This is a genomic window from Liquorilactobacillus mali (genome assembly GCF_001437155.1).
In the GTDB taxonomy this organism is placed as follows: Bacteria; Bacillota; Bacilli; order Lactobacillales; family Lactobacillaceae; genus Liquorilactobacillus; species Liquorilactobacillus mali_A.
This window is the reverse complement of record NZ_JQAR01000004.1, coordinates 94,046-115,535: the sequence shown is the minus strand read 5'-3', so window position 1 is coordinate 115,535 and position 21,490 is coordinate 94,046. Positions and strand designations below refer to the sequence as shown.

Annotated in this window: 27 protein-coding genes and 2 tRNA genes; 4 read left to right on the top strand and 25 right to left on the bottom strand. The window is 33.3% G+C overall.

Going from position 1 to position 21,490, the window contains the following annotated elements; genetic code table 11:
• Positions 1 to 4: 4 nt before the first annotated feature.
• On the bottom strand, positions 5 to 379 hold the full coding sequence (locus tag IV36_RS03265) for a hypothetical protein (protein WP_056990766.1): 375 nt from the start codon (positions 377 to 379) through the stop codon (positions 5 to 7).
• Positions 380 to 672: 293 nt separating this feature from the next.
• Positions 673 to 993, bottom strand: coding sequence for an HNH endonuclease (locus IV36_RS03260; protein WP_056990765.1), 321 nt, complete (start codon positions 991 to 993; stop codon positions 673 to 675).
• A gap of 153 nt (positions 994 to 1,146) precedes the next feature.
• Here IV36_RS03260 and IV36_RS03255 point away from each other — a divergent pair, with 153 nt between their 5' ends.
• The gene (locus tag IV36_RS03255; protein WP_056990764.1) at positions 1,147 to 2,070 is read left to right on the top strand and encodes a hypothetical protein; all 924 of its coding nucleotides are present in this window, start codon (positions 1,147 to 1,149) and stop codon (positions 2,068 to 2,070) included.
• 41 nt (positions 2,071 to 2,111) lie between these two features.
• On the opposite strand, the gene IV36_RS03250 is transcribed toward IV36_RS03255, so the two are convergent.
• The 9 genes from IV36_RS03250 to IV36_RS03205 form a co-directional block, all read right to left on the bottom strand.
• Positions 2,112 to 2,900 carry a hypothetical protein gene (locus IV36_RS03250; protein ID WP_056990763.1) on the bottom strand — a complete coding sequence of 263 codons (789 nt, stop codon included), beginning with the start codon at positions 2,898 to 2,900 and terminating at the stop codon, positions 2,112 to 2,114.
• Positions 2,901 to 3,294: 394 nt separating this feature from the next.
• On the bottom strand, positions 3,295 to 4,182 hold the full coding sequence (locus tag IV36_RS03240) for a BRO family protein (protein WP_420864914.1): 888 nt from the start codon (positions 4,180 to 4,182) through the stop codon (positions 3,295 to 3,297).
• 529 nt (positions 4,183 to 4,711) lie between these two features.
• Complete coding sequence (locus IV36_RS03235) at positions 4,712 to 5,359, bottom strand: hypothetical protein (protein ID WP_056990761.1); 648 nt, start codon at positions 5,357 to 5,359, stop codon at positions 4,712 to 4,714.
• A 1-nt stretch (position 5,360) separates the two neighbouring features.
• Entirely contained in the window at positions 5,361 to 6,620 is a 1,260-nt protein-coding gene (locus IV36_RS03230; RefSeq protein ID WP_056990760.1) for a hypothetical protein, read from the bottom strand.
• Positions 6,621 to 6,645: 25 nt separating this feature from the next.
• On the bottom strand, positions 6,646 to 7,116 hold the full coding sequence (locus IV36_RS03225; protein ID WP_056990759.1) for a hypothetical protein: 471 nt from the start codon (positions 7,114 to 7,116) through the stop codon (positions 6,646 to 6,648).
• A gap of 679 nt (positions 7,117 to 7,795) precedes the next feature.
• Positions 7,796 to 8,431: a hypothetical protein gene (locus IV36_RS03220; RefSeq protein ID WP_056990758.1), complete on the bottom strand. Its 636-nt coding sequence runs from the start codon at positions 8,429 to 8,431 to the stop codon at positions 7,796 to 7,798.
• A 39-nt stretch (positions 8,432 to 8,470) separates the two neighbouring features.
• Positions 8,471 to 8,731, bottom strand: a complete 261-nt coding sequence (locus IV36_RS03215) for a hypothetical protein (protein ID WP_056990757.1) — start codon at positions 8,729 to 8,731, stop codon at positions 8,471 to 8,473.
• A gap of 23 nt (positions 8,732 to 8,754) precedes the next feature.
• Positions 8,755 to 9,270 carry a hypothetical protein gene (locus IV36_RS03210; protein ID WP_056990756.1) on the bottom strand — a complete coding sequence of 172 codons (516 nt, stop codon included), beginning with the start codon at positions 9,268 to 9,270 and terminating at the stop codon, positions 8,755 to 8,757.
• A 91-nt stretch (positions 9,271 to 9,361) separates the two neighbouring features.
• Positions 9,362 to 9,640, bottom strand: a complete 279-nt coding sequence (locus IV36_RS03205) for a helix-turn-helix domain-containing protein (protein WP_056990755.1) — start codon at positions 9,638 to 9,640, stop codon at positions 9,362 to 9,364.
• Between the two features lie 148 nt (positions 9,641 to 9,788).
• Between IV36_RS03205 and IV36_RS11845 the strand changes: the two genes are divergently transcribed.
• Both IV36_RS11845 and IV36_RS03195 read left to right on the top strand, forming a co-directional pair.
• Positions 9,789 to 10,409: a helix-turn-helix domain-containing protein gene (locus IV36_RS11845; protein ID WP_082623697.1), complete on the top strand. Its 621-nt coding sequence runs from the start codon at positions 9,789 to 9,791 to the stop codon at positions 10,407 to 10,409.
• 55 nt (positions 10,410 to 10,464) lie between these two features.
• Positions 10,465 to 11,607 carry a site-specific integrase gene (locus IV36_RS03195; RefSeq protein ID WP_056990754.1) on the top strand — a complete coding sequence of 381 codons (1,143 nt, stop codon included), beginning with the start codon at positions 10,465 to 10,467 and terminating at the stop codon, positions 11,605 to 11,607.
• Positions 11,608 to 11,728: 121 nt separating this feature from the next.
• Here IV36_RS03195 and IV36_RS03190 read toward each other — a convergent pair.
• From IV36_RS03190 to IV36_RS03175, 4 genes are all read right to left on the bottom strand, one after another.
• Positions 11,729 to 11,801 (bottom strand) — tRNA-Gln (locus tag IV36_RS03190).
• 152 nt (positions 11,802 to 11,953) lie between these two features.
• Positions 11,954 to 12,026 (bottom strand) — tRNA-Glu (locus IV36_RS03185).
• 237 nt (positions 12,027 to 12,263) lie between these two features.
• Complete coding sequence (locus IV36_RS03180; protein ID WP_056990753.1) at positions 12,264 to 12,791, bottom strand: metallophosphoesterase; 528 nt, start codon at positions 12,789 to 12,791, stop codon at positions 12,264 to 12,266.
• On the bottom strand, positions 12,791 to 13,390 hold the full coding sequence (locus IV36_RS03175; protein WP_056990752.1) for an XTP/dITP diphosphatase: 600 nt from the start codon (positions 13,388 to 13,390) through the stop codon (positions 12,791 to 12,793). Before IV36_RS03175 ends, IV36_RS03180 begins: the two co-directional genes overlap by 1 nt.
• Positions 13,391 to 13,554: 164 nt before the next feature.
• Here IV36_RS03175 and IV36_RS03170 point away from each other — a divergent pair, with 164 nt between their 5' ends.
• A complete protein-coding gene (locus tag IV36_RS03170) occupies positions 13,555 to 14,043 on the top strand; it encodes a YslB family protein (protein ID WP_056990751.1) in 489 nt (162 codons plus the stop codon).
• Positions 14,044 to 14,176: 133 nt separating this feature from the next.
• On the opposite strand, the gene dltD is transcribed toward IV36_RS03170, so the two are convergent.
• The 10 genes from dltD to trxA all read right to left on the bottom strand — a co-directional run bounded on the left by dltD (position 14,177) and on the right by trxA (position 21,452).
• The gene (dltD, locus tag IV36_RS03165; protein WP_056990750.1) at positions 14,177 to 15,424 is read right to left on the bottom strand and encodes a D-alanyl-lipoteichoic acid biosynthesis protein DltD; all 1,248 of its coding nucleotides are present in this window, start codon (positions 15,422 to 15,424) and stop codon (positions 14,177 to 14,179) included.
• A complete protein-coding gene (dltC, locus tag IV36_RS03160; RefSeq protein WP_056990749.1) occupies positions 15,421 to 15,654 on the bottom strand; it encodes a D-alanine--poly(phosphoribitol) ligase subunit DltC in 234 nt (77 codons plus the stop codon). Before dltC ends, dltD begins: the two co-directional genes overlap by 4 nt.
• 17 nt (positions 15,655 to 15,671) lie before the next feature.
• The gene (dltB, locus tag IV36_RS03155) at positions 15,672 to 16,880 is read right to left on the bottom strand and encodes a D-alanyl-lipoteichoic acid biosynthesis protein DltB (protein ID WP_056990748.1); all 1,209 of its coding nucleotides are present in this window, start codon (positions 16,878 to 16,880) and stop codon (positions 15,672 to 15,674) included.
• Positions 16,880 to 18,400, bottom strand: coding sequence for a D-alanine--poly(phosphoribitol) ligase subunit DltA (gene dltA, locus IV36_RS03150; RefSeq protein WP_056990747.1), 1,521 nt, complete (start codon positions 18,398 to 18,400; stop codon positions 16,880 to 16,882). Before dltA ends, dltB begins: the two co-directional genes overlap by 1 nt.
• 18 nt (positions 18,401 to 18,418) lie before the next feature.
• Positions 18,419 to 18,568 (bottom strand): teichoic acid D-Ala incorporation-associated protein DltX, encoded by a 150-nt coding sequence (locus IV36_RS03145; RefSeq protein WP_003688204.1) that lies wholly within the window; start codon positions 18,566 to 18,568, stop codon positions 18,419 to 18,421.
• A gap of 323 nt (positions 18,569 to 18,891) precedes the next feature.
• On the bottom strand, positions 18,892 to 19,137 hold the full coding sequence (locus tag IV36_RS03140; protein ID WP_003688206.1) for a PspC domain-containing protein: 246 nt from the start codon (positions 19,135 to 19,137) through the stop codon (positions 18,892 to 18,894).
• A 14-nt stretch (positions 19,138 to 19,151) separates the two neighbouring features.
• On the bottom strand, positions 19,152 to 20,093 hold the full coding sequence (locus IV36_RS03135) for a DUF4097 family beta strand repeat-containing protein (protein WP_056990746.1): 942 nt from the start codon (positions 20,091 to 20,093) through the stop codon (positions 19,152 to 19,154).
• Positions 20,094 to 20,095: 2 nt separating this feature from the next.
• Entirely contained in the window at positions 20,096 to 20,695 is a 600-nt protein-coding gene (locus IV36_RS03130; protein ID WP_056990745.1) for a DUF1700 domain-containing protein, read from the bottom strand.
• Positions 20,688 to 21,017: a PadR family transcriptional regulator gene (locus tag IV36_RS03125; RefSeq protein ID WP_056990744.1), complete on the bottom strand. Its 330-nt coding sequence runs from the start codon at positions 21,015 to 21,017 to the stop codon at positions 20,688 to 20,690. Before IV36_RS03125 ends, IV36_RS03130 begins: the two co-directional genes overlap by 8 nt.
• Before the next feature lie 123 nt (positions 21,018 to 21,140).
• Entirely contained in the window at positions 21,141 to 21,452 is a 312-nt protein-coding gene (gene trxA / locus IV36_RS03120; RefSeq protein ID WP_003688214.1) for a thioredoxin, read from the bottom strand.
• Positions 21,453 to 21,490: the final 38 nt, after the last annotated feature.

Here is a 21,490-nt window from a genome sequence, read left to right as displayed (position 1 = left end):
CGAATCACCGCCCTACAAATTCATCAAATCCATCTGATTGAACTTGTGTGACCTTTTCCGCTTCAATAGCTTTAGTTAGATAACCTAAGATGGTGCTATATAAGGAGTTATAACGATTAATCATGGTGTTATATGATTTTTGGGCAGGGTTTTCTATAATCATTTCTTGTTTTCCATTTACAAATAGCACAATAGCACCCTTCTTTTTAATATCAGTTTCTAATTCAGAAAGAGTGTTGGTCATGAAGGCCAAACGATTTAGTAAATCATCAATCGCTTTAATTTGTTCCTTGCCAATCGGCTTCATTATTCTCTTTAATTTTCTATATTCTTTTAAAATTAATTCATCCTTATTAATTTCATTAATTTCTTTTTCCATGACATCACCCTTTCTTTTTTATGTATCGTGATTATCGAAAAATTAACCCCCCCTCATGTGGGAAAATTGAATTTGCAAAAATCGAAACTCCCATTCCGTTCCCTAGCCGTCCTATAATCTAGTACTTTACGGGGGGTTATTAGGTTAGCCTTACTTTTTTATTAGGACTAAAATCCAGAGAGTTTAATCAATATAAAAACGTTAGCAGCCTGCCATTTAAAATAAGCCACCAACGTTAAAAAATTTTTTCTTCTATATAATACATAGTATATATTCGTTTCTAATGTATCCGTCTACCTATCTGACTTCTTTATCAACTGGCCATTACTATCAAACAGCACATCATCATTCATAACCTCATACCTCTTGAAGTGTTCTGCATTATGACAGTCATGACACAAGTATTCTAGGTTTTCCCAGTTCAATGTAATCGTTGGATCACCTATATTATCTGCAGTTATATAATTCTTGTGGTGAACTATATAACCACGTTTAATCTTCCCCTTTGCTATACATCTTTCGCACAATTCACCTACAGATTTGATATAACCTGCTCTGCATTTCTGCCACGCTTTAGAGCGATAGAATGGTTTACTAATCTTTCTTGGTACCATTGCTATCACTCCTTTCTCTACACATATAACAATATTAAGGTACGTTCACTATTGTTTTTTTACTTAATTTTAGTATTTTTAAATGAATAAAAAATATACCACCAAATAAAAAGAGAGTATAATAAAAGAAAAAATCAAGGGAACAATACATATATGAGATTGAATGAAATTCGTGTAATACTAAAACAAGCAATTATAGATATGACAGATGTAAAAGGCGCTAGCACCAATACTTCCAATATACTAGCAGTTACTAATTATTCAAGAGCCATAAATGCATTATTTAGGATAGAACCACTAGAAATAGTAAACACAAACATAGATAAATTGAAAGAAAAAGGATTGATATATTTAGGTGTTGATTCACCTAAAATGAACGTCAATGATGTAAATTTTCTTGTGAATCAAATTAATTTAGCAATCGCCAAATGTCAAGGTGCTGTGGGGATTATTGAAAAACAGATCCCGCAAGAAAAGAAAGAAACGTTAGCAATGAAGCTGCCTTCATCTGATTCCTATAAATTGTTTGTATATACAAACAAGCAATTTGACAAAGCATTGACATTATTAAAATGTATACCTGAACTTGAAAAGAAACCTCAAATATCTAATTTAGATGTAGGTAGTGGATGGATCGTTTTTTGTTTTTCAGTCTATTCAGGATTAGTGATTTTTAGTAAAGCAATAGATATAGTTAATAAATATAGAAATAGCAAAGTTTCTAAGAAACTTGCAGAAATAAGATTAGAAGAAGTAGAGGTAGACTTAGAAATAAAACAAAGCTTTGAAAAAAAGTTAAATGAAGAATATGTAAGAGACTTTGGGGAATTAGCAAGGGCGTTAGTAAGTTCCTCTAAGGAAAAGAATTTCTCTCCAGAAAAAATAACGAGTATTTCTAAAGCAATGCAAATTTTTGCTGAGATAATGGATTCAGGAGCTTCTTTCCATCAAAGCGTATTGACTGATAAAGAAGATGAAAAGATATTACCCACAGAAGAAGAGCAAAGTCTTTTACCAAAGGAATATCAAAAATTAGTTCAACAACAACTATTAGAAAATAAATTAGATGACAAGTAAAAAGCCTAATTAGCCGAGTTAATTCAATTGCAATAGTTGTTTTATACATTTTCTAAATATTCAAAACGCCTATACACATAATTAACTAACTTATATTTATCACGTAACCTAGCTACTTCCCAATTCTCGGCAAGTAGTATTGGACTGTAAATCCCACTAATGTTACCAATTAAATTGTCGAAATAGTCTGCATTACTTCTAATGTATTCCCCAATCAGAGCGTCATAATTATCATTTTCACTTTCAATTAATTCAATAAACTGATTCAAAATTACTAACTCTTTTGCATCTTTATCTTTGGCAAACAGCTTCTTAATACCTAATCGATTCTTGGCACATAACAGTTCAATATCTCTAATTTTTCTACCAAACTGCTTATCAGTTAATTTAAACTTTTGCTTAGTCTCTTCCTTACCATTTTTCAAAACTGATTCAACAAATTTCCTAGTATTTAAATTAATAAATATATCTCTCAATTTCGGTAACGCTTTTTCAATCAATTCATGCTTTTCTTCTTCTGACATCCCAACTACTAGCCAACCATTAGCCAATGCCGTAGCTCTATTTTCTTTCTCTCTCTCATCTTTCCATTTTTTAAAATAACTCTGCCTTACACTTCTGGCACTATACTCTAGTTCCTTGGTGTGTTTTTTGGCATATGCAACCAGCCTATTATGTGGTACTTTCTTAGCTCGACGCTCAATCCAATCGACATACAATAAATTTGCTGCTTCATTTCTTTCTACATTCATGCTAGTCATGATTATTTTTATGCCTTTTTTAGCACTCGGCATTGTTAAAATCTCTTTAATATTTGAATCTGTTATCACTCATTGATCACTCCACTTTCTCATCTTATTTATTTTCACTTTTTCGCTAATCCATATATGTATGCCTAATTAATAGGCGCTTATTACTTCCCAATTCTCGGCAATCTCAAATTCTTTTTATTCAACTTTTTCAAATTTACATTTAGTTTATTCAATTTCTGATTAAACTCTACAATCTCATCAATACTTTCTTGCTCTTTTTTCATCACTCTGAAATCGAGCAATATAAAAAATATTAACCACAAACTTATAACCAAAATAAATATAGCCATTTAATCACTCCTATTAAAAATTTTTAATGTACTATGTATAAGTTAGAGCGACGAGAGACAGGCTAAAATTGACGAGTTGATAGCATTTTTAATGTACTATGTATAAGTTAGAGGCTATGCCTCTATTTTAATATTGCCATGTTGTTGTCAAGTTCTTCGCTATCCATAATGGTATCTCCCATTATTTTTTTATAGTTCTCTTCACGAATCTCTTTCACTTTCACCCAATCAATTTTATTGTCCTCGTCAACAAAGCCTTTCTTAGTCAATAAATAAAACATTGCCTTCCTTCCTCTTTCCGTCCAACGTGTCGAATCAAATACACGCCCGTTTCTTTCTACTGTTTCCGATTGAGTTAATCCTGCAGATTGAAATTTTGAATACAATACCCACTGGCCATTAGACTTATAGATGAATTTCAATTCATGTAGAAGGTTATTTAATTTTGAAGCACTCGTGCCATATTCCTTGGCGATCTGAGTAGCTGTGTATGTTACTCCCTGCGTTTTAAGAATCTGATCATGATAGGCTACTTTTGGAGCTTGCTTCTTAATTCTCGTATTCAATGTGATTACTTTAGTTTCAGCAATCTGTCTAGCTTCTTGTTCATCTTTTAAAGCTGTTAAGATCTGAATCATATTCTCAGGCTTAGCTAATGTTTCTTGTAATGTTTCAGGTGTCATGTATACTCCGTGGTTGCGAATGCTTGGTAATACTTCACTCGTTACCCAATGTTTAAATTTCTTTGCGCTTGGCAGTTTGCTTGAAATAATTAATGAATACAGTCCGCTTTCATTAATTGCTGTTAATTTCTGCATTCCCCCAAGGGTGTCGCAATTTGCTACCCCCTTATCTTCGATATCTACATGTTTTAGCAAAGCATCGCGAGTGTTTGAATATCCCAAAATCTCGGCTACGTCTTTCCCTACGAAGTATGGTTCATTATTAATTTGTACTGTCCTAACCTTATTTCCTTCAAAACTAAAATTCATCTGTAATTCTTTTTTCATTTTCAACACTCCCTGTTTAATTTTTTTAAATCATAACTTAATACGATTTATGTATTATAAAAATGAAACTTTTATGTATTGACCACTTAAGGTCAATGATTAGCCAACGACATAACCATATTTTTGTTTAAAAATAGGAAGCTGATGAAATACCGCCTTTAACGTTTACTAACCTCGGTATGTAACTTCTAAAATTTAGCTTGTTACAAGGCCTAAATTATGTTATTATTTTATAATAGGTGTATTAGACTAAATTTTAGAAGTATATTAAAAAAATATATATGTGATGAAAAAATAACAATTAATGGAGTTGATTTAATGAGTGTTCCCATTGAAATCAACATCATGGTAGGTTTCCCTACCAAACAGGTGTAACGCAAAGTATTTTTTTGAATCGGTCAAGAATTAATAAACTTAGCTCGTGATTTTATATCTTTCTTACCTCTTCGTATATACTGGCATCTCGTTTTAAAAAACGAACTGTTTTCGACAAAATAATTGCAATTTTTTCAAGTTTTTTCTAATTAATTTAATAACTCAATTCAATATTACTATTTCTAACTCTTTCAGCAATCTTATTACATATATTTTTAAATTGTTTTTGTACATTTCTCACTCCTGTTTCTCTAATCTCTGCAATCTCATCTAACTTCAATCCTACCATTGCCTTCGTAAATACTTCTTGCTCTTTGTATGTGCCAAACTCGAAGCAGCTATCTAAAATATTTTTTAATACAGGTTTCATCTGCAATGGTATCTCCTTCAGGTGTTCGTGCATCGAAATCACCCATCTCATTACGTCTTTACCGCCCATATTAGCGACTAATTTCTCTATATACTCATCTGTCAATGTGCCTCTCTCAACACCGTCACATAGCCAATCTAGTGTGTTCTCTTCGCTTATAAGAGTGGCCTTTGATTGGTTATATTTGCCGTATTCTCTTTCATTTTTGAAAAAGGACTTCTCAATCCTCCTATTAGACTTCACGTCTTCGGATTCCAAAAAATAATCGGCTAAATTTTCCAAATGTTGACTTAATCCAGTGTCACTAAACCTTGTGTCATTTCCTATATATCCTCTAATTTTCTCGTTTAACGACACCTCATCAATATTTTCTCGAATATGACTACCTCTTAATTTACTAGTTTTTAACCCCTTATCAAAAATATCATTCATATTAATCACCTATCCCTTTCTTATTCCGTTCATATTCTTCAATTAATTTATTTAACTTGTCTTGATTATTCAAAATCTCATTCAACTTAATTTCATATTCCTCGCAGCGTTCCTCATAGTAGGCCATATCAATTTCTACATCGTTCATCTCTTCTAAAATCGTTGCTACCGACTTAGTTAACACTCGGTCTCTGATCAGTCGATATAACATTCCATCTTTCTCATTGTCAAACTTAAATAACGTCTCACCGCCCATATTCCATAGTGTTTTTGTCTCATTGTCCAAAGTAGAAATATAAAACCTTTTAGCAAACTCGTAGGGTATTTTATTAATTTTTACATCATTGCTAATTTCTTGATTTGTCATTGATTTAATCACCATTTTGCTAACTAAAAGATTTACTTCAGCTTGATTATCAATTTCAACTTTTGTATCTGTATCAGCTTCAACCAGCTCGTATTCAGTCCAAAGAGATATAATATTCAAATCTTCCCTAATATATTGTTTAAACTCTTTCGAGTTATATAATTCAACCAAAGTTTTATATTTGTCTCTGTTTTGCTTGATGAAATACTCAACTTTGCCAGTCGCCCATTCCGTTAATTTATTTGATTTATTAATTCCCCACTTTTTATTCCCGTCTGCAGTAATTTCCTCGTGTTCAAAGTTGCCAATATAAACCTTTTTAAATTTCAGCTTGCTATGTTTGACGACTGAATCAAAAAATCTACCATAAAAGCGATCAATCACATATACTATTTTTTTCTGAGCTAGTTCACTATTCAAAACTTCATGAATATCTGGTTTAGTATAGTTGTTAATATTCACGCCTGCCTCAAACTTAGTATCAATTTCAGAACCATAGTTTGAATGGTTGTTATATTTTTTAAAAAACTCATCCTTGCTAATGAATGGTAACCTTACTCCAAACTTTGTGAGCCACCTTTTAGCTGTAAAATGTTCCCCAATCATATCTTGTGTAATACTCAGATTGGCGTTGTAAGCCACTTTTAATACGGCTGTATCAGTAGTAGCAACTTGTCTCAAATCAACAACTGCACCTTCAATTGGCGCTCCTATAAAGAATATTAACTTCTTGCCTCTGCCCGATGTTGAAACATTTTTGAATGCTTTTTTTAACTTCTCAACTACTCTTTTTTTATGATCTAATGAGCCATTTTTCTTAAAATACTCAACTTCTCTTTGTGGAATATATTTATTATATTCATTTATTAATTCATTTAAATCTAACTCTTCCATATCTCACACCTCTTTTCCACATATATTATTTTTCAACTTTTAAATTTTCATTTTTGCTATTTGTGGAGTACTCAACTTCACCACGTTTGATATTATTTTCTGCTTCTTGTTTGTTCATTACTGCTAGATTTTGGCAACCCTTAACATTAGTCATGTGTTTGTTAAACCATGCAAACTGATTTTCTGGATCGGGTACTCTCGTACGCTGAAATTTTTCAACTGTTGCATAGAATGTAACATATTGACCAACCTTCAAAAATTTATTTCTGATACGTTTATCGGCCTCCAAAACCGAATAACTTCTTATAAATTTACCAGTTTTGACACTCCTTAAATCAACTAATTCAACCCAATATTGAGGGTGTTTGAAAAATTCATCTTTTTCATCATAAGTGATACGTCCTCGTTTAATTTTGGCTTGGCATTTTATACGTTTACGGAAAACACAATCGTAAAAATCTTCATATTTATATTCCTTCTTCTTTGTATCTGTCATATTTGAATCTCTCCCTTATTTTTTAATATTAATATGTATGTGTAATAATAGTTACTAGTTCGCTATGCTCACGGCGTAACATTAGGCTGACCGCCTCTTACTGCGCTACTCTTGTAATTCAGGGCTTGTTCGTTGCTGCGCAACTTCACAATAATATTACTTTCTCAAAAACTGTAAATGTTCCCTTAGTATAATATATAGTACTGTACCAACACTTACAGTTTTATTATTTTCTAGTTTCCGCCATTTGTTCGTCTATTATAAGAAATAATATATAATTATATAATAGACGAACTTTTGGCGGAAAATCATCACTCAATTAAAAACTGTAAGTGTTCTAGTTTTTTTATAATCCTTTATTTTGTATTTACAGTTTTCGCCTTTTATATTTTTTAAAATTTAAAACTTAAATTCCTATAATTGGCGGAAAACTGATATAAGGAAAACTAACTGTTAGTGTCCCGTTATGAGCTTGCGAATAACGTGTGACACAAATGTCTTGAACTTTCACTATGAATTAGCGCAGCTAATGAATAGGCTATTACCTTCACTTATGTATGAGGTTAATACCCCTTCACTTATTATGCAGTGTTACATAGGCAAAGTTCACCGTTTTTATCAATTAATTTAATCAATATAGTAAAAAACTCCTCAAATTAAGGAGTTTATTTTTTTTATTTTAATTGATTTTTACATCACGTCTCTCTGGAGTACTAATATCATCAATTGACCACCAATTATAAGTCCATAGTGTTTCAATGTCACATAGATAGGCTAAATTTTCATCAATCATGACGCAAAGGACATTATTTTTATCTCCAGCTCCATATTTTCTAACGAAGTCTTTATATTGATTATTTTTATATGGTAATCCTTTTGTTTCTTCATTTAACCATTTGATATCTGAATCTTGTTCTAAATATCTTATTAACTTGTTCCAGCCCGAATAGTTAGAAGTCATGAAAACACCATGTATTGGTATATTCTTATTAATATCTATTTGGGACATAGAAAACGTCTCTCTCTCGTCTTCTATGATTTTATCAATTTCTTTAACTATTTTAATCTCGAACCCATTATAATGATCACTTTGATAAGTTCCTTCATATTCTTCAATTTGCTTTTTTCCATATTTCTTAATTGAATTTTTGATCACTACTTCAAAAATATTTTCTTGCCAAGGCGAAGAGGTGAATTCTATACCGCCGCGATATGTCATAATAAAATTATAAATGTTTTTAGCAATATTTTTATATGGTGTCTTAGCCTCTTTCAACTGCTTCTCTAATTGTTCCTTTAATGGTGATTTCCTCATTTTAAATTTCCCCTTTTTATTTAATTTTGAATTAATTGATTAACCGACTAGAATCACATTGTCATCTGTAAATTTCAAGGTTGGATAAGCTAAGTTTTCAACTCGGCCATAGGTTAGTTTGCTATCTTTAATTGTAATAACAGTATCTTCTTCAAAATCATTCCAATTATTAATCTCTGTTGGACGATATTTTCCGCCCCAAGTAACATTTCGGTTTTCAAGATTCTCCATCAATAAATTCCATTGCTGTTGATTTTTGATTAAGATATTAAACGACGATGATTGATTTAAATTTGTCATAGTTAATTTCCCTCCCTATACTTTTAAATTAAGTCTTTAGCATCAATGCTTGGATAAGCTGAATTTTCAGTGTTTCCATAAGTTACTATAGTGTCATCAAGTACAATTACTGTATCTTTCCTATAGTCATTCCAGCGATTAATACTTGATGGGTTCTGAATACCGTCCCATGAAATATTGAATTTATCTAGTTGCTTCATGAGCATATCCCATTCATATTTACTCTTGACCAAAAAGTTGATATCGTCCAATTCAACTACAGATTTTTCTATTTTATCTAGTTCTTTTAAAAAGAAATACATCGGTGTTTCAGCGATTACAGACTCACGAATATTATTTCCGTGATAACTTTTTAAAAAGTTATTGTAATCAGAAAGATCGTTATTAAATCTTTTTAGTATTGTTGAAAAAATTGTCATAACTGTATTCGGTATTACATCTGTGACAAGTTGTTCTTTTCCTATTGAATTGAGGGATACTCTTAAATTTTTAACATCTTGTTTAATTAAGTCTAAAATCTTACTATATTCATTTTCCATATTTATTGTCTTCTTTCATATTTATTTTTCATCAATTCAATCATTTCTTGATTATTTCTTTATACACACACACCGCCAGCTGTGCTATTTTTTATTTTTGCTTTTCTACCATGAATTTATCAATCTCACTTCTTTTGAACCTGTACGATCCATTGATAAGTACAAATGGTATATCTTGCGTTTTAAGCCACTTATCAAAAGTACTGCGACTGATATTCAAATATTCTGCACACTGTTTTTTGTCCATATATTCTGGGAAACTTGAATCATGCTTAATTGTGCCAATTGTATTTTTCACAATTTCTATAATTCTATTTCTTAACTCATTTTCAATTTCAATTGGTAATTCTAAATTAAAATTTGCTTGCATTTTTATTCCTCCTTCTTTTTTGTACAATAGTTTGAACGTTTATAGACTTATTAAAACATATTCAGAAAGATATTGCAACAGTATTAACTCCTTTCTATATACTTATTGTTCAACATACTGTACAATAAATGTAGAAAGGAGTTAAATCATGATTATTTGTAATCTAGCCGTACTTTTAGCTGAGAGACAGTTAAAAATCACAAGAATTTCTAATGACACTGGCATATCACGAACGACATTAACTTCTTTGAAGCAAAATGATGCAAAAGGTATTCAGTTTGATACCATCAATACGCTATGCAATTATTTATTAGTTGAACCCAAAGATTTTTTTGATTATTCGCCTCTGGATTTTAGTGTTAAATTTTCTTTTTCAGAGAATGCTATTGAGTTTGATTATGATTACGCCGTCGATTCGGAACAGACAAAAGGAATACCTTTGGGGGTAAATATAGATGGATTCTTATTATGTATTTCGCCAAAAGGAAATGAAACGATTGAACTATCAATAAATCTTTCAACTAAAGGGAATATTTTCCGTAGCAATCAATTCCTAATTAACTGTGAATTAGCTAGTAAGAATGACAAAATTAGCTTTTCCAAGCTTAGTTCACAACTTTCAATACCTTTAAAAACAGAACTTAGGAATCAAATTGAAAATAGCTTGAAAAACTTTTTACATGAAAAAGAAAACAGCGAATATATTTCGGAATATTTCAATTGGAAAAAAGAAAATATAACCGAGCAATACAATATAGATTTATTTTAGTATCTCCATACATAATTCACTTGCCGCCAGCTGTGCGTTATGGAGGAAAAATATAATGGCTTCAATTAAACAATATAAAAATAAAAAAGGTACATTTTGGAGATTTCAGGTTTTTGAGGGTCGAGATTCTTCAGGAAAACAAAAAGTTATTAAGCGCCAGGGTTTTAGCACAAAAAAAGAAGCCAAAATTGCAGCTGCTCAATTAGAGGAAAAAATTCGCAATAATGGCTTTAGTGATAGTAGTAAAATTACATTTAAAGAAGTTTATGAGGCTTGGTTTAAACTTTATAAAAATACAGTAAGGGAATCGACTTGGACTAAAACAAGAGAAATATTTACATTACACATCCTTCCTGTTTTTGGTAATATTGCACTTTCAAAAATAACTACGATGCAATGCCAACAAGCTGTAGATAAGTGGTTTGCCGATGGCTTTACGAAATATAAAGTGTTCATCAATAATGTGTCACGAATATTTAAGTATGCTAAAAGGATGAAACTAATCATCGAAAATCCCGTTGACAATGTGATTAAACCACGTAATAAAGCTAAACCAGTCACAACAATGAAAAATAATTTCTATGATCGTGGTGAGTTGCAACACTTTCTAAAATGTTTATATGACGAGGACAATATGGAGGCATATACCTTCTTTAGATTACTAGCTTTCAGTGGACTACGAAAGTCTGAGGCATTGGCGCTAACTTATAATGATATCAATTTCGAGAAAAATACTGTGACTGTGAATAAAACTCAGTCACGTGGTGAGAATGGCTTAATCATCAACTCACCCAAAACGTTCGAAAGTAACCGTACTGTATTCATTGATCCAAAAACAATCGTCATTATTAAAAAATGGCGGTTCCAGCAACAACAAGAATTAATGCATCTTGGTTTCAATTCTCTACAGCCTAATCAACTGGTCTTTAATTCAGTAAAAAATACAATGTTGCAACCTGTCAAACCCACTCTGTGGCTTCAACACTGCATCCAAAAGTATGACTTAAAGCATATTACTACTCACGGTTTTAGGCATACCTACGCTACTCTAGCTATTGAATCAGGGCTATCTATAAAGCAAGTACAACAGCAGCTCGGGCATCGTGATTTTAAGACTACAATGGATGTCTATGCAGCGCTAACTAATCAAAAGAAAAATGAGATTGCGGCCAAGTTTACCAGCTATGTAGACTTCTAAAAAGGGCTAACAAAGGGCTAACAAAAGTTATAATTAGTTGATTTCCGTTGAACATGGATAACAAAAAAACACCGTTATACTAGGCTTTTAAACTTAGATAACGGTGTTTATACACTTACAATTGGGCATACTGGACTCGAACCAGTACATTGCGGATTCAGAGTCCGCTGCCTTACCAATTTGGCGAATGCCCAATGAATTAAAAATAACTATTTAATAGTAATACTTATTCATTTACTTGTCAATATATACATAATGTCATTGAAGGACAAGAAAACTGGTTCTGCTTCCGCAAAATAAAAGTCCATCCTAATTAAATGATGGACACGTATTTTGCTTCAACATATCGCCCGTACGGGGATCGAACCCGTAACTCCGCCTTGAGAGGGCGACGTCTTAACCAATTTGACCAACGGGCAAAATACTCTTATTATTATACATTCATTTTGAGTAATGTCAACACTATTTTTTACCGAAAAATTGAAGATAGCAACAGAACATAAAAATAATGATGCAATAACAGACACAGAAAATTATAACAATGTCAAATATCTGACTATTGACAAATTGACGTGAAACCATGAAGAAAACTGTAGTTACGCTCCATTTCAATAATCTAATATACAATTTTCTCAAATCTGTATTCATTTCTCAACCTAACATCTTTTATAATCAACTGCTAAGTCAGGAACAGGTTCAAAAGCGCGGTTATAGAATTGTACATGCAGCTTTTGAGCATCAGCATCAATCAGCGCATAGGTTCCGCCTATGTAGCTGTATTTCCCCCTTGGGAAACTAATACTGCCTGGGTTAAGGAATAAACAGCCATTGTTCATCTCTGCACCTAAGAGGTGTGTATGGCCGAATAATGCAATTGTTGCTCCGTTTTCCTGTGCCAAGAGATTCAAGCTATTCAAGCCACTATTTACACCATATAGATGTCCATGGGTCAGCAAAACAGTTTCTGAACCAACTTTTACAATTATTTTCTTTGCAAATCTAGTATCATAATCACAATTTCCAATTACCACATGAAAATCATTGAACAACTCATCGTCTGGTTCGAGCTCTGAGTCACCACAATGAAACATTGCACTGACATGTCCCTTATACTTTTCCAAGAGCTTTACTAAAATATCACGATCTCCATGACTATCACTAACTACTAGTATTTTCTCACCCATTATTCTTTAACCCACCAATCATCAAATTTTTCACTTAATTTCTTGATTGCTCGCCCGCGATGACTAACCTTGTTCTTTTCAGCAGGTGTTAGTTCTGCGAAAGTCTTGTCAAGTTCGGGTAAATAAAATAATGGATCATACCCAAAACCATCATTGCCCTGTAATTTTTTCAGAATTTTTCCTTTAACATCTCCATTAACCACAAGTGGTTTCTTCCCAATACGGGTAACGACTAATGAAGTATGAAATGTTGCAGTCCTCTTTTCATCAGGAACATCCTTCAACTTCTCAAGTAACTTCTTGTTATTAGCACTATCGTCATGATCACCTGCATAGCGTGCAGAATAAATGCCTGGCTCACCGCCAAGTGCATCTACCATCAATCCAGAATCATCAGCCACCACAACAGTCTGCAGCACATCTGTCAGTGACTGTGCCTTAATCAAGGCATTTTCTTCAAAGGTTTGTCCATCTTCAATAATCTCTGGTATTTCCTTTAATTCATTTAGAGTCTCAACCCTGAAACCTTTTGGTTCAAAAAAAGCCCTGAATTCACGAGCCTTTCCTTCATTTTTTGTTGCTATCAATATTTTTTTCATAACAAACCCCACAATTAAATAATGTTGTTTTCTTCATTAATTATACAGATAAACCTTGTTAGTAGCAAAAGTCTTCACTATTATTTAAATTTTAAATTAGTTACAACTTTCTTAGGCATTTCAATGTATAATTAGATGGTAGATTGAATTAAAGGAGAGTCGTCATGGACGTAAATAAGTATTTAGAACTGTCACAAAAAAAGGAGTTAGCAAATACCCTTGGTTATGAAGTTATGCGTGACATCTTAGTTCCCGAACTAATTGGGGATAATCATAATATTCTTTATTGGGCAGGAAAGCGATTAGCACGTGAAATATACCTTGCTAAAGATGATGATTTGACGGTCTTCTTTGCTAAAGCTGGCTGGGGAAACTTAAAACGAGTTAAGAGTAATAAAAAGCAACAACTCTTTGAATTATCGGGTGAAGTTGTTCAGTTGCGCAATGAAGTTAGCAAACAAGCTGACTTCTTATTGGAAACCGGCTTTCTTGCAGAAACAATTCAACTGCAAAGTGGTTTCGTGTGTGAAGCTATTATTAAAGATATCAAAAAAAGGAGCAGCATTGTTTCGCTTTTAGTTCAATTAGATCCTGATGATCCAATTGATATCGCGTTGATTCCTGAAAAGAATCCACTTCATTTTTCTGAATAATTTGCACTTAGGTTTTTATTATTTATAGAAAAACTGTTCTTCACTTTAAAAATCATTCCAAAAAAGAGACTTTCGCAAAATCATTATTTTGCAAAAGTCTCTTTTTTACTTGGTAAAAAGGATCCAATTAAAATTAGTAATCCAAATTTTGCCATTTCTTTGTATAAAAATAATTATTCATTTTATATTGCGGCTTCGCCTGTTTCTTCGTCAAGAAAGGATTTACATATTGGTCGACAGCTAGCCATCCTCTCCATCCAAGATGAATTGTGTCTTGCATAAAGTAAGGTTTTGTCCCAGAGTTAGTTAAATTTGCAATATGTGTGAATCCTTGAGACTTCAGTTGATACGTAATTTTGTCATCAAATGCTTGAATCATCGACATTGATAAACCAGTATAATTTGCCCACTTCTCATTTATTGGTGGGATAATAAACAAAACATTTATATGATGCTTTGCAAATTCGTTTAATACAAGCTGAAAATCTGAATATTCGACAGATTTGATATAACTAAAGTTTTTTTGTTCTCCCGCCAACTTTTTGTAGACCGGTTTTAATTTGTGTTTCCAAAAATTATTATCAATATCCAATGAGTTGTTGGTTGTATTTGCCTTACCAAGTGCATACCCTATCCTGTCAAGTTTAGCTTTATTATAAACTTTAGGCAGTTCTTTTTCTCTTTTCCTAATCAACGCTTCTCTGTTATTTAGCGAAACTGTTGAAAATAATTGATCTTCATGATCTAATTCATTTTTTACTAAGTGCAGATATGTTTTCTGAAAATTAGTTAACCGTTGACCAGCGGCAATCCTTAAGACACTATCATCAATTTCATCCGTAGAATCTTTAGGATTAAGCGCCAATAATCTTTCAGCTGCATATCTGTTCTCAGTTGTTGGTTTTGCCTTCAGCAACCAATTCACAATTTCCGGACGAGGATAAAAATAATTGAATGCTGCAGCATTAATTCCCCCTTTAACAAACCATTGCGGTGAAATAATAAACACAGCTTTTTTATTATTTAATTCGTTACCAAAGCCCTGCATCTGCCAAAACTGAGTTATCGATTGAGTTCCTGCAGTCCCCAACAAAAAAGGACGATAACTGCGATGATACTTTTGTGCCAGTACTGATGGATGAAGTGCATCTATTCTTGAAAGCTCTGATGATCCAAAAAAAGGAACGTAGTTTTCCTTAAAAGCCGCACGTTTAACAGCCATCCCCTTAAAAACTTGTGGTGACTGAGAAAGAGCAGCCTTTTGAATCGTACTCTGTGAGATTTTATCTGGCCTGAATGGGGAGAATAAGAAACCGAGAACGATTATGGCTGCACACACAACTGGTCCAAAAATCAAGAATAATCTTTTGAACATGCTCATGCCTTTAATGATTCAACTTTCGCAATAATCTTGTTAGGTGTCTCCCATTCACTGCGCTCAAATTCTGAGACTGGTACATCGACCCCACATTGTGTTTGCAATTCAAGTAATAGTTGAACTGTTGCCATTGAATCGATCAGTCCTGTATCAAAGAGATTGAGGTCAAGATTAGTAGCAACTTCTTCACTTCCGGTCAAGTCTTGCAAAATTTCAATAATTTTTTCTTTCATTTAAAAAACTCCCCTTTTTATTTCATAATATGATGAAACATCATTGTGTTCAAGAAACCTGAGAAAATCAAGAAACTAAAACAAACTGTGTTGAATGTCAGAAAGATAGCAAAAGCTTTCGTAAAACGATTGCTTGGAATTTGTTGCCGATGTTTCTTCTTAAAGCGCAACCATGCATCACAAGTAATGATTGCACACGCATGGAACAGGCCATAGACTATGTAGTACCAAGTTATCCCATGCCAGAATCCCATTATCAGAAATAATGTTAAGTAGCCTAGGTTCGCGATTGTTATGCGGCTCTTTATTAATTTATTCTTCATTATGAAAAATACTAACCGCATATAAATGTAATCTCTAAACCAAAATGATAATGACATGTGCCATCTATTCCAGAATTCCTTAATGTTTGCGGCAGCAAATGGCCTGTTGAAGTTCATTGGAGTAGCGATTCCCATAATATAACTTGTCCCAACTGCAAACAAACTATACCCTGCAAAATCAAAAAACAAATCCATTGAATAGACATACATGTAAGCAACAAGCCACCAAGATATTCCCCCACGAGTCAGTGCATTTTGAGCAACCTGCGGCATCAAAAGTGTGCCAAAAAAGTATGCTATAAAGAATTTATAGAGGAAACCCAGAAAAATATACCAAACTCCCTTTTCAAGTAAATCCAAATATTTTTCGCGCGAAAGCTGGTTATCGTAATCCCCAACAAATCGACGATATCGGTCGATTGGTCCTGAAGAAATAGTTGGAAAGAACAGCAAAAATTGAATCGTTTGCCCCAATTTAAATTCCTTAATTGCCCCATCACGAATCTCCATAATCATTCCGACAATCTTGAAAGTAATATAACTTATTCCCAAAAAACCGATAATTGAGACTTGTCCACCATAAATTGCAGGTGTAACTTTAACAATTATCAAGGGGATAATAGCTACAAAAACAGTCAAATAAAATATCCACGAATTGTTAGACTTTGACCTGTAATTGAAATACAGCTTAATTAGAAATATTTCAAAAATGACATAGACAATCAAGGCAATTCCTTGATGCCACTTTATTCCTCCAAAGGATAACAACAGGAAACCAAAAGAAATAAGTGTTTGATACCAATAAATCTTCTTTTCATATAGATTTGCAATAACTATTGGTAATAACGTCAATGCTATCAACATAAAATATGTTGGATTTTGATACGGCTGCATATTAATCATTAGCTATTGACCTCATTCAGAATCTTCTTACGATCAACTTTGCCATTATTGGTAAGTGGTAGCGACTCCACGTAAACATATTTTTGTGGAATCATGTACGGCATCATCAAAGTCGTTAGTTCTTTTTTGATTGCCTTTGTCAACGCAAATTCTGATTTATAATCATTTGGCTCTGGTACTACATAGGCAACAATCTGCGTAGCCTTATGATTTGCGTCATACTTAGTTGCACATGTAGCCTGCTTAACCAATGAAACTTGATTCAAGTGTTGATCGACTTCCTCAAGTTCGATCCTGAAACCGTGGAGCTTCACCTGAAAATCAATTCTGCCGTGATATAACAATTGACCCTGATTATCAACTTCGGCTAAATCACCAGTCCGGTAAGCATGTCTTCCTTTATAATTGATAAATGCTTGCCGTGTTTTTTCAGGATTATTCAAATAACCTATGGAAACACTTGGACCGATGATCAGCAGTTCACCTGATGTCCCGTTTGGTACTTCATGCAAATCCTCATCCACAATCAATAATTCAGTGTCTTCCTTAGCAACTCCAATTGGTAGTCTTGGATAATCTGCAAGAATATTCTCGTCAATTAGAACTTGACTGACAGCAACTGTGGCCTCGGTCGGGCCATACGTATTATAAATACTTGCATTTGGAAAGCGCTCATTCAACTTCTTTGCTGCTTCATGTGTTAATTCTTCCCCACAAAATAAGAAGTGTGTTATTGTGGGATAATTATCTTCATTGAAATGCTTATCAAGCAAGCAAATATCCATGAATGAAGGTGTTGAGACCCAAATATTTAGTTTAAGTTTTGGCAGCAGTTCAAACAGATCTTTAAAGTTAGCAGTTACCTTCTTTGGTAATACTGTCAATTTTCCGCCTTGTGTTAATGCAGGATAAATAGACATCACTGATAGATCAAATGAGTATGCTGGCTGTGCCAAAAATGTCTTTCCAGCTGTAATTCCAAAATCGCTCTTCATCCAATTCAAGAAACTTTGTAGATTATTAGCACTTATTTGTACTCCCTTTGGTACACCAGTAGTCCCTGAAGTAAAGATCGTGTAGAAGATATCATCACCACTAACCTGATATTCAGTGGCATCAAACTCTCTTTCCTCCCCAGCAAAGACCTCTGCCAGTTCTTCGCTATCCAATATAGTGAGACCGTCTATTTTTACTGGTAGCTTTTCAACAGCAATACATGCAGCAGGTTTTGCTATTTCGGCAATTTGTATAATTCTTTCATTTGGCGATTCACAATCTAACGGTACATATGAGTGACCCGCTTTTACTATGGCTAAAAAAGAAACCAGCATCTCAAAAGTTTGTCCCCCAAATACCAAAATGGGTGCTTTTTTGGGTAATTCTAAATCTATTAATTTCTGAGCTAAAGAATCCGACATCTTTCTCAACTCTGAATATGTTCTCCTATCACCCAGATAATCATAAACAGTTGCACCTGGTATTATTTCGGACCATTTGTCGATTTGTTGAATAATATTCACGATTTAAACCATCCCCCTTTAAAACTCGTTATAAATAAAGTGCGGACCAGTCATGCCGCTATAACTAAATAAGTACACTAAGCCCATTATAATAACTGCATAAAAAACAGTTTTAAAAAGAAATTTTGTAACTTCGTTTTTAATCAGCATATTACTAAACTCTTTCAAACAAAATCCCCCCAAATCCCTTGATTATTAATAATTTTAGACTCATATAAAATTCACAATTAATTCGCAATTAATTCACATTTATATAACTACAATGATTACATTTCTTGTAAGTTGTTACAAGTGATTTTCGCATAAGATTTCTTAAAGAATTTGTAAAATCAGTTTAATTTTGTAATATTTCTGTAAAAAAATAAACTAATACCTGTCTAAAGTACAAAATGTTCACGCCTAGCTCCACAAAAAAGAAGCGGTGCAAAAATGCAAACTTTGTCACGCTCCTTTTTTATTTTTTAGATACACTGTATCATGCCTACTAAACTTTATTTGTCTCGAAACTCGCCCTCAACAACATTGTCATCCGAATGATTACTGCCATCATCTTCTGGCATAACCACTGCTGCAATAATATAAATAACTATTCCAATAATCAATTGACCCGGAAAAATTATTAGAATTGCACCAATAATCCGCACGAGTGCTTTATCTAAATCTAAATATTCTGCAACCCCGCCTAGCACTCCTGAAAGCACCTTATCTTTTGACTTCATTAATTTCTTATTTTTCATCATTTATCCCCACCTTAATTTATTTCGTTATCTCCAGATTCATTCGTTAACTCGATTTGATTCACTAGATTAGTTTTTTCTGTCACTTGACTCCCAACATCTTTTCCAAATAAAGTATTATCTCCATCACTAGTACTCATCAAATATCCTATGTTACTGCTATTTGAGAGTGATATCGTATTATCGCCATCTCTATTAGTAACACTGAATTTGCCGGTTACACCAAGCTTTTTACCCTCAAAATCACCTTCAGTAAGTTTGACTTGTCCACCATTAACAGTTGAATTAAGAAGTTCAATATCACCGTATGAGTTAGTCATATTAGCATTGCTGAAACTACTCTCATGCGCGGTTAGGTCGCCATTTACTAATGAGAATGACCCCTCAGTAATCTTACTTTGTGCCCCTATCTCAATATCCCCATTTTCATTATATATCTTAAGGCTATCTGCAGTCATGTTTATGATACTAATATCACCATCAATACTTTTAACTTCTATTTTTTGAGTCTTAATATTTTGAATATCCATATCCCCTTCAGTGACGTTTGCGCTAATGTCTTGTAACGTAACTGTTTTGGGAATTGTAATTATCACTTTTTGACCACCTTCGTTTATGTTTGAAATACTAATGAGGTTATTCAAACTCTTTTTTTGCCGAATATTTAAACTTCCATTGGAAAGCGAAACACTTGGTTGAAATCCTTTAATCCCTTGATAGCTGACTTGATAATGTGAACCTCTAGTAATCACAATATCATCTGTGGTATCTTTAATATTTATTTTTTTAAAACTAACATTTTTCGATAAGACTTTCTTGCTTGCTACTTTTGTTAATACTTTGGGCTTCCAATCATCAATGTATAATGGGTTAGCACCTTTCTTCATATACCCATACCCAGTAAAGAGGATTCCAATCATCAAAATAAAAAATCCCGCAATTATTGTTTTCTTCATTTTTATTTGCCACCATCCTGTTTACTTCTGAATTTTTTGTACAAGTATCGTGCAAAATCAGCTATACATTGCAAGATAACACGACAGATCCAATAAGTAATCGGTAATAACACCAGCAAGAGTCCCAAAAACATCAGGAAAATGCCAATGTAAAAAAGTCCGGTATTTAGACTCTGAAACAGCAATGAAATACCAACATAAAGCGTAACGGCCATTCCAACGATCAAACCAGCAAATATGACAACAACCATAAGTATTACTGAGAAAATAACTGCTACTAATGCGATCAAAAGGCCTCCACCAAGCCCAAGTGTCATTGGCGATGACAATATTACTAAAACTATCAACCAAATCATTTTTGAGTTTATACGTGCGGGTTTAACCTTTTCTTCATTTTCATCATCCATTCTAACTGAATGATCAGCCATTATCTTACGTGCCAACTGTTTTGGTGTTCCTAATCGTGTTTCAATTTCACTCCTTGTCGTAAGCCCCGCATCAGAAATAAATTCAGAATAAAAGTCCACTGCTGCTTCAACCTCATCTTTTGATAAACTACTTAACAGCTTACTCAATTCCTCCAGATATCTTTGACTATCCATTCATATTTCCTCCCTTTCCCCCAAAAAAGATTTGATCCAAACTTAACTTATAACTTTCCCACATCTTCTTAACATCCTGAAGATGCTCAATTCCCTTATCTGTAATTTGATAATAACGCCGATTTCTTCCCTGATAAGGTTGATCATAAGTTGTTAAAAAACCATCTTTTTGCAGGCGGCGTAGAACTGGATACATCGTTGATTCCGAAATAGCAATCGCAGCTTGCATATCTTGCGTTAATGCATAACCGTAATAATCCTTTTGGGCCAGTAATGCCAGAACCATTCCATCCAGCAAATCTGCTGATATTTTTATTTTCATAGTTTGACCTCCACTAGCTTTACATCTAACAATATTATATGACGTATAATATTGTTTATATAATTATTATATAAAAAAAATACAAAAAGTCAAATGACTTCTTGCATTTCTTATTAACGTCTATTAAATATATTGTTCTAGCTTAGCCTGTAATCTTTCCTTTGGATGATAACCAACCAAAGTATCAACGACTTGGCCATCTTTCTTAATCAATAGCGTAGGGATACTCATAATTCCAAATTCACTTGCTGTTGCCTGATTTTGATCAACATCAACCTTGGCGAAAGTTACTTTATCTCCCATTTCTTCCGCTAACTGTTCTACAACTGGTGACTGCATCCGACAAGGACCACACCATGTTGCCCAAAAATCGGTCAATGTAACACCTGTACTAGTTTCCTTTTCAAATGTTGAATCTGTTAATTCTTTAATCAATTAAACCGCCTCCTACTATCCTTTCGTAAGTAAATGAT

Bases quoted from the DNA above. Each gene is read 5' to 3' on its own strand.
- IV36_RS03125 (WP_056990744.1), bottom strand. From the start codon at position 21,017: ATGAAAATAAAAATATCAGCAGATTTGCTGGATGGAATGGTTCTGGCA.
- IV36_RS03130 (WP_056990745.1), bottom strand. From the start codon at position 20,695: ATGGATAGTCAAAGATATCTGGAGGAATTGAGTAAGCTGTTAAGTAGT.
- IV36_RS03240 (WP_420864914.1), bottom strand. From the start codon at position 4,182: ATGAAAAAAGAATTACAGATGAATTTTAGTTTTGAAGGAAATAAGGTT.
- IV36_RS11845 (WP_082623697.1), top strand. From the start codon at position 9,789: ATGATTATTTGTAATCTAGCCGTACTTTTAGCTGAGAGACAGTTAAAA.
- IV36_RS03260 (WP_056990765.1), bottom strand. From the start codon at position 993: ATGGTACCAAGAAAGATTAGTAAACCATTCTATCGCTCTAAAGCGTGG.
- IV36_RS03180 (WP_056990753.1), bottom strand. From the start codon at position 12,791: ATGGGTGAGAAAATACTAGTAGTTAGTGATAGTCATGGAGATCGTGAT.
- IV36_RS03140 (WP_003688206.1), bottom strand. From the start codon at position 19,137: ATGAAAAATAAGAAATTAATGAAGTCAAAAGATAAGGTGCTTTCAGGA.
- IV36_RS03255 (WP_056990764.1), top strand. From the start codon at position 1,147: ATGAGATTGAATGAAATTCGTGTAATACTAAAACAAGCAATTATAGAT.
- dltB (WP_056990748.1), bottom strand. From the start codon at position 16,880: ATGATTAATATGCAGCCGTATCAAAATCCAACATATTTTATGTTGATA.
- IV36_RS03265 (WP_056990766.1), bottom strand. From the start codon at position 379: ATGGAAAAAGAAATTAATGAAATTAATAAGGATGAATTAATTTTAAAA.
- IV36_RS03170 (WP_056990751.1), top strand. From the start codon at position 13,555: ATGGACGTAAATAAGTATTTAGAACTGTCACAAAAAAAGGAGTTAGCA.
- IV36_RS03175 (WP_056990752.1), bottom strand. From the start codon at position 13,390: ATGAAAAAAATATTGATAGCAACAAAAAATGAAGGAAAGGCTCGTGAA.
- IV36_RS03195 (WP_056990754.1), top strand. From the start codon at position 10,465: ATGGCTTCAATTAAACAATATAAAAATAAAAAAGGTACATTTTGGAGA.
- IV36_RS03220 (WP_056990758.1), bottom strand. From the start codon at position 8,431: ATGAGGAAATCACCATTAAAGGAACAATTAGAGAAGCAGTTGAAAGAG.
- IV36_RS03210 (WP_056990756.1), bottom strand. From the start codon at position 9,270: ATGGAAAATGAATATAGTAAGATTTTAGACTTAATTAAACAAGATGTT.
- IV36_RS03225 (WP_056990759.1), bottom strand. From the start codon at position 7,116: ATGACAGATACAAAGAAGAAGGAATATAAATATGAAGATTTTTACGAT.
- IV36_RS03135 (WP_056990746.1), bottom strand. From the start codon at position 20,093: ATGAAGAAAACAATAATTGCGGGATTTTTTATTTTGATGATTGGAATC.
- dltC (WP_056990749.1), bottom strand. From the start codon at position 15,654: ATGAAAGAAAAAATTATTGAAATTTTGCAAGACTTGACCGGAAGTGAA.
- IV36_RS03235 (WP_056990761.1), bottom strand. From the start codon at position 5,359: ATGAATGATATTTTTGATAAGGGGTTAAAAACTAGTAAATTAAGAGGT.
- IV36_RS03215 (WP_056990757.1), bottom strand. From the start codon at position 8,731: ATGACAAATTTAAATCAATCATCGTCGTTTAATATCTTAATCAAAAAT.
- IV36_RS03205 (WP_056990755.1), bottom strand. From the start codon at position 9,640: ATGCAAGCAAATTTTAATTTAGAATTACCAATTGAAATTGAAAATGAG.
- IV36_RS03230 (WP_056990760.1), bottom strand. From the start codon at position 6,620: ATGGAAGAGTTAGATTTAAATGAATTAATAAATGAATATAATAAATAT.
- dltD (WP_056990750.1), bottom strand. From the start codon at position 15,424: ATGAGCATGTTCAAAAGATTATTCTTGATTTTTGGACCAGTTGTGTGT.